Source organism: Clostridia bacterium (genome assembly GCA_036654455.1).
In the GTDB taxonomy this organism is placed as follows: domain Bacteria; phylum Bacillota; class Clostridia; order Christensenellales; family CAG-314; genus JAVVRZ01.
In genome coordinates this window covers 68594-81738 of sequence record JAVVRZ010000001.1, presented here as the reverse complement: position 1 = coordinate 81738, position 13145 = coordinate 68594, and the positions used below count along the sequence as shown (strand labels likewise).

The following is a 13145-nucleotide window of genomic DNA, read 5'->3' as shown; positions in this document are numbered from 1 at the left end:
TTAATATTTAATATTTATTGGGGCATAATACTGCCCTCAATAGATACTTCTGCTTGATAAACTGTAATATTTTTAAAAGTCTGCCCGGACTCTAAGTCATTTGGATTAGTAGAATCTACCGTAATCGTCATAATATATTTCATTTGAGGCATATCGCCATAAGCAAAAACAGGTTTTTCAGTGCTTAGGAAGATGCAATTATTAAAAATACTAGCATACATCGGTCTAGGTATAAAATGTTGTTCGTCGGTAATATTACCTTTAATCTTAAATTCTTCTTTATAACCATATATCTCAAAAAAGACTTTGTAATTTGTATAGTAATTTAAAAAATCGTCAATAGCTATTGTAAAGAACAATCCTTCTTGATTGGGCTTACTTAAATGTGTAACTGATATCGTAGGGCTAAATTTAGTGTCGTCAGGCTGAGTTTTAAAGGTCGAACTATAAAATGTTTTACCGCCAAAGCCAACCGAACCTTTAACTTCAAATTTATATTTTGTATCGGCTTTAAGACCTTCGACTACGCCTTTAATTTCTCCTTCTACTATGGAATTTTCTTGTTTAAAATAATCGTTATAGATAAGTAAAGTAAGATCGACCTTGTCGGGGTTATCTACGGAAAGATTGTAAGCAAAATAATCTCCGCCGACCGCCGTTTCTATAATTGAAATTTTGGGTTCGACCTTAGGTAGCACCTCTACTACGGCTACGGAAACGACCAACGCAGACACTAGCCCAAGCATACGCATAAAACTTTTAGGTTTACGCTTAGGTTTTTTTGTGTTTGGGCGATAAGCATTTTCTTCCCTTGTAACAGGATTTTCACTCAAACATTGCTCGTTTATTTCTTTTGGAAGCGTAGGACTATTAGAATTGTTAAATTGTTCTCCGCCAGTTTGTCCAAACTCATTTGAAGTGTTTAACTCGTTGTTTTGCATATTTTCCTTGTTAGTAGACTATTTAATAAATTTAACGTTAGTTTGATTTCTTCTACCATTATAACATAACGCAAAATAAAAATATATATTTAATTAATAATTATGTAGATTATTTTTAATATTCAACTAAGATAAATCACTATTTTCGGCTATTTCTTTTTGCTTTTTCTTGCATAAATACATTTTTTCGTCAGCCCTAGTCACCGTATCGCAAAGTCCCCTATCAAGCGAGGAATAAGTTGCAAAACCATAGGCAATATTTAATTGATATTCGGGCGACTTCTTTATTTCTTGTTCGAATTTTTCCTCAAAATGCAACTCATAATCTTCTAGGTCAAGGTCTTGCGAATGAAGTATAATTGCCACAAACTCGTCGCCTCCAACACGATATAGCGTGTCGCTAGGTTGCAAGCACTTTTTTATCACGTCTACGCAGTGAAGTAGTAAAGTATCGCCGGCAAAATGACCTAAGGAATCATTTATTACCTTCAAATTATTAATATCAAACATAATAACCGATACTGCGTTAACCGTATTGATGTTAAAGCCATTTACTCTTTCTAAAAATGCCGTACGGTTTTTTACGCCCGTTAAACCGTCGGTATAAGCAAGCAAGGAAAGAGTGTCGGCTCTATTAGAGTTTTGATATACTCTTGAAAAGCGGTGTATCGAATCAAATAGCATAGCTAAGCAAAAGACAAACAATCCTATCGTAAGCAAAAGCGAACTATCATATTTAATTAAGTTAGTTAAAAATAAAACAAATTGAATTAAAACACAAGTGGCTAGCCCTACGATGCCAAAGACAAAAACAGCAAAAAAAGTTTTTGTTTTAACACATTCTATAATTACAAGAAAAGCTTCGGTAATTGCAATAAGCGATAGGATAATTACATAAGTAGGAAAAACTTTAATAGAAATCGATGGACTAAAACATATAATAACAGCGTAAATAATACTCAATACGCCCGAAAAGATACTAATATATTTTTGTATTAGTTTTAGCTTTCTACCATACATTTTATAATGCAAATAAAATCCTAAAAATACCGGCCAAAGCGTTAACGAAAAAATACTTGCAAGCGTAATCGCCGTTGGAAAAGGAAAAATAAATTGAAGCAACTTGCTCTGCGTCATTAGCCAAAAACCCGCAACAACAAAAAATGCGCCTAAGTAGATAACCGGAGCTTTACGAATATTTGTTTTAGAAAAAACAAGCAATGCGGTTAACAATATTCCAACAAAATTTAGTAAAAATCCAATAATAAATTGAAAGCTATTATGTTTGACCAAAAAAAACATATTCGCCGCTTTGCTACCTATGTATATTTGACTAATTGCGCCAGAATAATGGCTATATGGCGAACTTAATATAACCTTTATTTCTGCGCCGGCAGAATCAATGGGCAATCTAACTAAATGGACAGCGCTAGTTGGATTAGATTCGCCTTGTATAAAGGTGGTGTAGATTAACTTGTCGTTGACATATAATCTAACGTCTTGCTGAACGGTAGTAACTAGAATAGTCACGCCGTCGATTATTTCGTTTGGCAAAGTATTAGTTAAAATAATAGGACTATTTTTTGAAACATTTATTTCGGCAGGCAAAGAAATGAGCGTCGTTTCTCCGCTATCAAGATGTCGCCATTTAGTTTCAAAAATTGCATTTCTTTCGTTGTTTATTCTAATTTCGCTTACATTAATGGAAACAAGTACTATTAGTAGAGTTAACAATAAGGTAAGGAGCAACAATATCCAATGCTTATTTTTTCCTAATTTATCTCGACATTTATTTTTAAACCTTACTATTTTAGAATTCATCACTAAGCACCCCCAGCTCAATTTTGTCAACAAAAAGCTACTATTTAGTTTAAAACGCTAAAATTAGTTTTAATATGATTAACGACGGTAAAACTCAACTTGTATTTTGTCAGTTTGTTGAGCCAATAAAATTTTGTTAAATATATTTTAACTATATTTTAAAGCTTATGCGCCTTAGGAACATATCTATTGTAACAAAAAAATATAGCTTAAACAAGTCTTTATATTATATTTTCACACGTTAATCGAATAATTATTTACTTTCTCTCGATTTTAGTCACTTCGTAGCCGGCATTTTGTATAACGTCAATAATTACGCTATCTTCTACTTCTTTAACATAAGTGACAACGGCTATTTTCTTTTTTAAATTGACACAAGCCGTAACGCCATCGACTTTATTTAAAGATTCTTCGACCTTTGCCGAACAATGCGAACAACTCATTCCATTAATACTTACTATAATTTGATTCATATCTTCTCCTTGATTATTATCGGGTTTAAAAAATTTTAATCTTAAAGCGTTAGCCACAACGCAAATGCTAGAAAGACTCATCGCTAGCGACGCTATCATTGGGTTAAGTTTTAGCATAAACAGCCAGTAAAACATACCTGAGGCAAGAGGAATACCTAAACAATTATAGAAAAATGCCCAAAACAAATTCTCTTTTACATTAAGAATAGTTTTTTTGCTAAGTTTAATCAAAGTTACAATATCTTGAAGGTCGTTCTTAATTAACACGACATCGGCGCTATCTATGGCAATATCAGTACCCGCCCCTATCGCAACCCCTACGTCAGCCCTTGCAAGAGAGGGCGCATCATTCATACCATCGCCGACAAACATAACTCGTTTGCCCTTATTCTGCAAGTCTATTATAACGTCGTCTTTGCCGTTTGGCAATACGTCGGCAACTACATTTGTTATGCCAACTTGCTTTGCGATTGCTTGCGCTACTCGTTGATTATCGCCCGAAAGCATAACAACATCTAGTTTAAGTTTTTTTAACTGTGAAATTGCCACCTTGCTTGTATTTCGTATAGGGTCGGCAACGCATATCAGCCCCAAAAAAGCGTCCTTTGTAACAACTATCAGCGGAGTTTTAGCTTGAAAAGAATATTCGTCAACGGTGTCTTTAATATTAATTTCGGCAAAGGTTTGTTTAGCAAACTCGTAATTGCCGATGTAATATGTCTTATGATTAATTGTTCCCGATACGCCTAGACCTTCGTGAAGTTTAAAATCGGTAACTGGCAATGCGGTTAAACCTAAATTTTTGCCATATTCGGTAATGGCAAAAGCTATTGGGTGCTGACTTAATTTTTCGATTGAAAAAGCAATTTGTAAATACTCTTGATTGCAGTTTAAACTATAAACATCGGTAACCTGGGGTTTGCCTAATGTAATTGTGCCGGTTTTATCAAGCACGACAACATCGGTTTTACAAGCAAGTTCTAATGCCTGTGACGACTTGATAAGTATGCCATTCTCTGCCCCTTTGCCCGTTCCTACCATAATAGCGACAGGCGTTGCAAGCCCTAATGCGCAAGGACAGGATATAACTAGCACAGAAATTGCCATATTTAAAGCAAATTCAAATGTTTGACCTATTATTAACCACACAACTAGACTGACTAAGGCTATTGCAATTACGGTGGGAACAAATATTCCGGCTATTTTATCGGCAAGTTTTGCTATTGGCGCTTTGGTTGCGTTAGCATTTTCCACCAACTCGATAATTTTAGATAAGGTAGTGTCTTTGCCTACTTTTGTGACTATAACCTTAATATATCCGTTTTTATTTACCGTACCGCCTACGACTTGGTCGCCTATATTTTTTTGCACCGGCAAACTTTCGCCGGTAATCATAGATTGGTCGACATAGCTTGAACCCTCTATTATCTCTCCGTCGCAAGGGATATTCTCGCCCGAAAAAACAATGCAAACATCTTCGACTACTAAATTATCGATTGAAATTCGCTTTTCTTCTCCGTTTCTAATAACGGTAGCTTGTTTTGGAACAAGATTGATTAATTTTGTTATAGATTGAGTTGTCTTTTTCTTTGACTTTGCCTCAAAATACTTGCCTAAGGTGACAAGAGTCAATATCATAACCGCCGATTCGAAATACAAATTAGAAGCGTATTGGCTTACTACTTGCAAATTACCTTGTCCTAAATTAAAACTAATAATAAATATAGCTACAATGCCATAAATTAAAGACGCCGACGAACCGACGGCAATTAAACTATCCATATTTGGCGACAACTTAAAGAGTTTCTTAAATCCAGAAATAAAATAAATTCTATTGATATAGACAACTGGTAAAGCCAACAAAAATTGAACAAATGCAAAGCTAACGGCATTGTTTACCCCGACTAAAAAACTTGGCAAAGGCAAATTTATCATAGAGCCCATTGCAACATACATAATAAGTATCATAAAAATAAAAGACACTACTACTCTTTGCAAGGTGTTCTCTTTATTTTTAATAATGGCGGTTTGAGAAGAAACTTTATTTGTGTCGGCAAGTATTGCCTTATAACCGCTTTCTTCCACAATAGCTGCAATATCTTCTACTGTTATCTTTTGGCTGTCGTATTCGACTAACATAGAGTTTGTCATAAGGCTTACAACGCAACTATTTATAAATTGATTATTTCTCAATGCTTTTTCTATATGGCTACTGCACGCAGAACAACTCATTCCCTGTATTAAAAATTTACTTTGCAATTAAAACTACTCCTCGTTAGACATTTAATAGTTAAATTATACCACATTTTTATAATTATACCCAGATATTCTTTACAATTTTGCCAAGCGAATAAATATGGCTGCTTTTACCTAATTTACGCTAAATATATTTATATTGTGTAATCAATTATTTATAAAGAATATAAAAATAGAACGGCGTATACCGTTCTATTTTAAAACATAATAATGATGCAATTTACCTAGCGTAAATTATTTCTTGTGTTTTTAAAGTGAGTTGCCACACTTAGGACAAAATTTAGCGGTTGAAGGAGCTTGAAAACCGCACTTTTTGCAAACGCTCACCTCATTTTTTGTAGAATATTTGGTAAAGTCAACCGTTTCTTGTTTTTTTGGAATATCCGTAACTTCTTCTTGGGTATTTTTTGCTCTTTCTGGCATCGGTTCTTCGTCAACACTGTTAGTTTGAGTGAAATTGCCATTACCAAAATTTGCCGAAGTATGTTTTGTATTCCACTTAATTACATTGACAGCTAGCCAAAAACCATATATGCCTAGCGTGATTAATGTCAACAAAAACCATTTTATATAATTTCCAAATAATTGCAACCCCTTGCCATCAAACGTAAGCTTGCTACCCTCGACATAGGTATGCGATGTTTTCCAATTTTGACGCCAACAAATTAACCAAGGAAAAGCTAATCCAAACGTAAAAGCCATACCAAAAAAAGTACCTAGGTTAATGCCCAACAAACCTAACACTCCGCCGTCAAATTTTGAAGTATTAGGATTTTTTTGGCTTTGCTTGCAGTAAGTATGTTTAGCGATCCATTGTTCTAACTTAATCGATAACCAAAAGAAATATATTCCAAGGGTTATTATTATGAAAAATATCCATTTAATCCACGACCCAATAAGTTGAGCCCCAGTACCGTCAAATGTAAGTTGTTTGTTATTTATTATGGTGTGTTTTGTTATCCAACGCTGTTTATAACACACAAGCCAAGGGTAAGCTATTCCTAGCGTAATTGCGCTACAAATAAACGTTAAGATATTTACCCCAAGTAATCCTAACGCCCCACCCGAGAACCTAGATTTAGAAACAGCTTCGCTTTGAGAGCCATTAGCATTTTTTGATTCCGCCATAGTTTTTCCCTCCAAATTTAATTTATTTATAGCTACTAATTCTAAACTGTTTTAGTAGCGTTATTATTAATATTTGCACTTAAAAGTGATTTTTAATATAATACTATCGCTATATGATATGGGCATAACTATTTGTCTAAGAACAATTATTACAAATGCTGTGACCTATATAGTTAATAAATTTTTAATTTTTTCGTATAGCGCCTTCTTGATAATTAAAATTTAAACAATTACAATATATAATCATAAAGTAATTATTAAATACAATTTATCATATTAAATACTTAATGTCAATATTAAAATAAAAAATATTTTGTTTATTAAAGAAATTAAAAAACTTTCGCAAAAGACCGAAAGTAGTTGTATTCGAGTTGAAATGCCGGAATTAAAAAATATTTTTGATTATTCCCCTGAAAAACAAAAAAACCTTTGCCGAAAGTATATCGACAAGGTTATTTTGACAAATGTTGGTAATGATACCCAAATTGAAATTAAATCTCGTATCGCAAGTATCTTTTGCGAACAAGATTTAACCCAAAAAATGGACAGTTGTAACACTATTGATGGTGCCGAAGGCGGGACTTGAACCCGCACCTTGTTGCCAAGAACGGATTTTGAGTCCGTCGCGTCTGCCATTTCACCACTTCGGCATATAATAGCTAGGATATAATATCACATTTGAGCTATCTTGACAACTATTTTACAAAAAATACTTAAAACGGCTTAGCATAAGAATAGCTATTCTTTACAAAATTGCTTTTATCATTTAATATTCGATTACTGTTTTTACTATCTATATTTTACTTTAAATTATTTAATTCTTTAAGCAAATGCTTTTTTAATTTTAAAATTGAGTCAATCACATAAAATAATATTATTAAATTATAGATATTAAATTATATGTTAATTTTACATTGACAAAATAGAACAAAAGTTCTACTATATTATATATGGATAGAGTTATACTTCATTGTGATTTAAATAATTTCTACGCTTCGGTTGAATGTTTGCTCAACCCTAGTTTAGTCGGCAAATGCGTAGCTGTGTGCGGTAACGCTGAGGATAGACACGGCATTGTGCTAGCAAAAAACACACTAGCAAAAAATATGGGCGTAGTTACCGGCGAAGCAATATGGGAATCGCAATTAAAATGCCCAGATTTAGTCGTAGTGCCACCAAACTTTGAACAATATATTGGTTATTCGCAAATGGCACGTAACATCTACAACAACTATACTAATCAAGTTGAAGGGTTTGGTATGGACGAATGTTGGTTAGACTTGACAAATATTTGTTCAAACAAAAATGGCGAAGCGACTGCAAACGCCATTAGAGCCGATATTAAGCAACAACTTGGGTTGACAATTTCGGTTGGAGTGTCATTCAACAAAGTCTTTGCAAAGCTAGGTAGCGACCTCAAAAAGCCCGACGCAACAACGGTAATTAGCAAAGAAAATTTCAAACAAATTGTCTATCCCCTGCCGGTAGAATCTCTACTTATGGTAGGGCCAAAAACAACTCAAACCCTACATAAACTTAATATTTTTACAGTAGGCGAACTTGCCTTGTCAAACGACAATTTGCTTGCCGAATATCTTGATAGCAACGGCGCAAAAATAAAAAAATATGCCTGCGGACTAGACGACGACCCGGTTAGTATCAACGGACTAGAAAGCGCTATCAAAAGCGTAGGTCACGGCACGACTACAAAGATAGATATGTCTAACCTCACTATGGCAAAACAAACAATATACGCTTTAAGCGAACTTGTAGCGACACGGCTAAGAAGATACAAACTAAAAGCTAACGTTGTACAAATAAATATTCGTTTTAATGATTTATCGCACCGAGTTCACCAAACAACCTTGTCTTCCCCTACTTACACCGCAGGGTTAATTGCCGAAACCGCTTACAAATTACTAAAATATATTTATAACCCAAACGTCGATTTGGCAATGCGCACGATAACAATATCTACTAGCAAGCTTATTTGCGTAAACGAAATAAAACAGCAATTAAGTATTTACGACGAATTACCTTCAAAATACGAAAAAATTGAAGAAACAGTTGACAAAATAAGAACCAAATATGGTTATAACACGCTTACAAGAGCAATTTTACTAGAAGAAACAGCTATGACCGACAAATATTGTAGCGAAGAAGATTTATTGCCTTTTAAAAGATAATTATATCAACATTTTCCTTCTAATCAATAAAACAATCTTAAACTATTTAACAGTAAAAGGGTTTAAAAATAAGGGTAGATAAAATTTATCTACCCTATTGTTTTTGTAAAAATTCTTTAAAGAAATTTTATTAGTTATTAACTAAATTGTTCTTTTTTTCAGTTAATTTTACAATAATCTCGGTGTAATGTTGAACTTTTTGTTTTTCGGCTTCAACAAGAGTTACGGGGGCTTTATCGATAAACCGTTGATTAGATAGCTTTCCTTGCGCTAATGTAAGTTCGGCGTTTGCCTTCTCTATTTCTTGTTCTATTCTTGCTATTTCTTTTTCAACATCGACCATATCGCCTAACGGAATAAATATCTCGCCTAGCGTGGTGACCAAAGAAGCGCCGTTTTCTTGACAGTCATTGACATAACTTACCGTCGAATTTGTAAGTTTTTCAATATACGCAGTGATATCTTGCGGGTTTAAGTCAAGGCTCAAACTAATAAATAGCCTTATGCGCTTGCTCGGCGCAACTTTATTTTCGGCTCGAACAAAACGAATTTTACTTACGGCGTCTTTTACGATTTCTATTAAATTCTCTTGTTTTTTGTAATAATTACGCTTTGCGATAGGATAAGTTTGGTTCATAATCGTACCCGAAGCGTTTGGCAAGTCTTGATAAATTTTCTCGGTAATAAACGGTATAAAGGGGTGCAACATTTTAAGTAATTTATCAAGCACATATACAAGTACAGATAGATTGCTTTGTCTAGCAATATCGTCTGTTCCATACAGTATGGGCTTGCTAAACTCAATATACCAATCGCAAAATTCGCTCCACATAAAGTCATATAGCATTGTCGAAGCTATGCCGAGTTCATAGTTATCCATATTTTTAGTTACGTCTTTGATAAGATTGTTTAATTTTGATAGTATCCATTTATCCGCAAGGTTAAGTTTGCATTTTTCTAGCGGTAAAATAGTTTTATCTAGGCAGTTCATAAGCACAAATCTACTAGCGTTCCAAATTTTGTTCATAAAGTTGCGTGTATTCTCGACTTTACTAGCGTTAAACTTCATATCGTTACCGATAGAAACGCCATTGATTAGAGAAAATCTCAACGTGTCTGCTCCAAACTTTTGAATAAAAGGCACAGGGTCGACACCATTGCCCAAAGATTTGCTCATTTTGCGTCCTAACTCGTCTTTTACCATACCGTGTATAAGCACAGTGTTAAAAGGAATATCTCCCATATTCTCAATAGACGAAAATATCATTCTTGCCACCCAGAAAAATATTAAGTCATACATAGTAACTAATACGTCGGTTGGGAAGAAATAATTTAAGTCGGCTGTTTTTTCGGGGTAGCCTAGCGTTGAAAAAGGCCACAACGCAGATGAAAACCACGTATCAAGCACGTCGTTATCTTGTTGCAAATTAGTTCCTCCGCATTTACAACATTTTGTAGGAGTTTCAGTTTGGCAAATAACTTGCTTGCAATCTTGACAATACCAAACGGGTATTCTGTGCCCCCACCATAATTGTCTAGAAATACACCAATCTTTGATATTTTCCATCCAATCAAAATAAATTTTATCAAATCTCTTTGGAATAAATTTAACTTTGCCTTCCTTTACAACTTTAATTGCAGGTTTTGCTAGCGTCCCCATTGACACAAACCACTGTTTGCTAATTATAGGCTCGATTACAGTATTACAACGGTAACAACTACCGACATTGTGTTTATAAGGCTCAATTTTTACGCACTGACCTAGTTTAGTCATTTCGTCGACAATTTGTTTACGGCAAACATAACGGTCTAGATTAGCAAACTGTTGAGCGTTTTGGTTCATAGTTCCGTCATCGTTTAATATTTTAATAAGTGGCAAGTCGTGTCTTAGACCTACTTCGAAGTCGTTAGGGTCGTGCGCAGGCGTAATTTTAACTACGCCTGTGCCAAAATCTTTTTCTACATAGTTATCTGCCACTACGGGAATTTCTCTATTTACAAAGGGTACAATAAATTTCTTACCGATAAATTTAGAGTATCTTTTATCCGTTGGATTTACCGCAAGGGCGGTATCGCCAAGCATAGTTTCAGGACGAGTAGTTACAAATTCCAAGCTCTCTTTGCCGTCTACGCTAAAATATTTAAAATGCCACAAAAAAGAATCTTTCTCTTCATATTCAACTTCGGCGTCCGAAAGAGCAGTTTTGCAATGCGGACACCAATTAATTATTTTACTGCCTTGATAAATTAGTTTTTTGTTGTATAATTTGACAAATACTTCTTTTACCGCCTTAGAACACTTTTCGTCCATAGTAAAAGCCGTTCTTGACCAATCGCAACTGCAACCTAATTCTTTAAGCTGTTCGATAATGCGACTGCCGTACTTGTCATTCCACAAATACGCTCTACGCAAGAATTCTTCTCTGCCTATCTTATCTTTGTCAAGCCCTTCGCTACTTAGCTGGTTGATTATTTTTACTTCGGTAGCTATGCTTGCGTGGTCCGTTCCGGGAAGCCACAAAGTATTGTAACCCTTTAAGCGTTTATAACGAATAATACAATCTTGCAAAGAATTATTATATGCGTGACCTATGTGCAGTTGGTCGGTTATATTTGGTGGCGGTATGACTATTGTAAAAGGTTTTTTGGTCGTGTCTACCTTAGGGGTAAACAAACCTTGAACTTGCCACGAGTTATAAAGCTCTTTTTCAAATAATTCGGGTTGATAAGATTTTTCCATATATTTCTCCTTAAAAATTGTCAATTCTTATTTTTATGATTTTTATGTATGAATTTTTAATGTATAAAACATTTATATTTTAGCTTATTTTACTTTACAATTTAATATTTTTACAAGCCAACTAAAAAAACCCCTACAAAACCGCCTATAATAAGGACGACATTGTAAGAGCAACACCGTGGTACCACCTTAATTTACAAATAAATATATTTGCCTTATTAGAAGGATAACGGCTTCAACCCGTCTTAGTTACTATTAGTTCGCTAAGCGACATCAACAAGCTACAAATAAAAAACCTTGCTTTAAGACTTACACCAACTGTCTTATTCTCTGTTAAGTAGATTAGTTTACCCCTCTTGTCTAATAACGTCTTATGTTTAAATTATAGCCCTAAAACAATATTTTGACAACTAAAAGAAAACAAAAAATATATATTTAACACATATTTATTTACAAGAATAATATATATTACTTAAATTTGGAGGTTAAAAGTGAAAAAAATACTAACTTTTATTATCGCACTTGTTTTTATAGTTAGCGTTCCGCTTGGGCTTGTCGCTTGCGACAATCAAGATGACGGTCTAATTAGATTAAACGAGGTTACACACTCAATTTTTTATGCGCCACAATATCTAGCTATTGCGTTAGGATATTTCAATGAAGCCGGACTAACTGTCGAGCTAACTAACGGCGCAGGCGCTGACAACACTATGACGGCGCTACTTACTAACGAAGCCGATATTGGACTAATGGGGCCGGAGTCTTCAATTTACGTTTACTTAGAGGGTAGAAAAAATCATCCAAAGGTATTTGGACAGTTGACTAAGCGTGACGGAAGTTTTTTAGTAAGTCGCAATAATGAGCCAAACTTTGACTGGACAAACCTTGCTGGCAAACAAATTCTTATGGGTAGACGTGGCGGTATGCCGGCAATGATACTTCAATATATTCTTAACACAAAGGGCTACTATGATGGCAAAAATATCACTATGAATTACGAAATTCAATTTGGTTTATTGGGAGCTGCATTTACAGGCGGTACGGGCGACTACGTGCCGTTATTCGAGCCGGTGGCTAGTAATATGGAGTCACAAGGCAAGGGTCACATAGTAACGGGAATAGGACTTGCAAGCGGAGAAATTCCCTATACTTGCTACGTCGCTACGTCTTCGTACATTGAAAAAAATCCCGAAAAATTAGAAAAGTTTTTAAGCTGTATTTATAAAGCTACTAAATATCTTACCGCAACCGATAACAATAAACTCGCCGATTTGTTATTGCCCTATTTTGCGGGAACGGAAAAATCGCTAATTGTGTCGGCGCTTGCTAACTATAAAGCGTACGACACTTGGATGTCTTCGCCTGTTATGCAACCGGCTAGTTGGGAAAGACTGCTAAATATTTTGGAAAATGCCGGCGAGCTTGACAGAAGAGTTGACTTTTCTACCCTTGTCGACAATTCAATCGCAAATAAGGTAAGTCAATAAAATAGCTAAATCTCTTAAAAATTAATTAAAAAAACTCATTTTAAGCCCTCCAAAATTAAGGAGGGCTTTCACATTAAAACTACTAGATAGATATAATAAAATATACTGGTAGG

Annotated in this window: 8 protein-coding genes, 1 tRNA gene and 1 pseudogene; 3 read left to right on the top strand and 7 right to left on the bottom strand. The window is 34.7% G+C overall.

Annotated features, from left to right (window positions below):
• Positions 1–14: 14 nt before the first annotated feature.
• The 5 genes and pseudogenes from RR062_00405 to RR062_00385 form a co-directional block, all read right to left on the bottom strand.
• Positions 15–941 (bottom strand): hypothetical protein, encoded by a 927-nt coding sequence (locus tag RR062_00405; protein ID MEG2026187.1) that lies wholly within the window; start codon positions 939–941, stop codon positions 15–17.
• 126 nt (positions 942–1067) lie between these two features.
• The gene (locus RR062_00400) at positions 1068–2762 is read right to left on the bottom strand and encodes a diguanylate cyclase (GenBank protein ID MEG2026186.1); all 1695 of its coding nucleotides are present in this window, start codon (positions 2760–2762) and stop codon (positions 1068–1070) included.
• A gap of 257 nt (positions 2763–3019) precedes the next feature.
• The gene (locus RR062_00395) at positions 3020–5494 is read right to left on the bottom strand and encodes a heavy metal translocating P-type ATPase (protein ID MEG2026185.1); all 2475 of its coding nucleotides are present in this window, start codon (positions 5492–5494) and stop codon (positions 3020–3022) included.
• 246 nt (positions 5495–5740) lie between these two features.
• Positions 5741–5914, bottom strand: a complete 174-nt coding sequence (locus tag RR062_00390) for a zinc-ribbon domain-containing protein (protein ID MEG2026184.1) — start codon at positions 5912–5914, stop codon at positions 5741–5743.
• Positions 5915–5971: 57 nt separating this feature from the next.
• Positions 5972–6235 (bottom strand): annotated as a pseudogene (locus tag RR062_00385) (hypothetical protein).
• Positions 6236–6995: 760 nt separating this feature from the next.
• On the opposite strand from RR062_00385, the gene RR062_00380 reads away from it, so the two are divergent.
• The gene (locus RR062_00380) at positions 6996–7205 is read left to right on the top strand and encodes a hypothetical protein (protein ID MEG2026183.1); all 210 of its coding nucleotides are present in this window, start codon (positions 6996–6998) and stop codon (positions 7203–7205) included.
• Here RR062_00380 and RR062_00375 read toward each other — a convergent pair.
• Positions 7184–7269: transfer RNA gene (locus RR062_00375), tRNA-Leu, on the bottom strand. The genes RR062_00380 and RR062_00375 overlap by 22 nt on opposite strands.
• 300 nt (positions 7270–7569) lie before the next feature.
• Between RR062_00375 and RR062_00370 the strand changes: the two genes are divergently transcribed.
• Positions 7570–8805, top strand: a complete 1236-nt coding sequence (locus tag RR062_00370; protein MEG2026182.1) for a DNA polymerase IV — start codon at positions 7570–7572, stop codon at positions 8803–8805.
• A gap of 130 nt (positions 8806–8935) precedes the next feature.
• Here the strand turns inward: RR062_00370 and RR062_00365 are convergent, their stop codons facing one another.
• Positions 8936–11545 (bottom strand): valine--tRNA ligase, encoded by a 2610-nt coding sequence (locus RR062_00365; GenBank protein ID MEG2026181.1) that lies wholly within the window; start codon positions 11543–11545, stop codon positions 8936–8938.
• Positions 11546–12036: 491 nt separating this feature from the next.
• Between RR062_00365 and RR062_00360 the strand changes: the two genes are divergently transcribed.
• A complete protein-coding gene (locus tag RR062_00360) occupies positions 12037–13032 on the top strand; it encodes an ABC transporter substrate-binding protein (GenBank protein MEG2026180.1) in 996 nt (331 codons plus the stop codon).
• Positions 13033–13145: the final 113 nt, after the last annotated feature.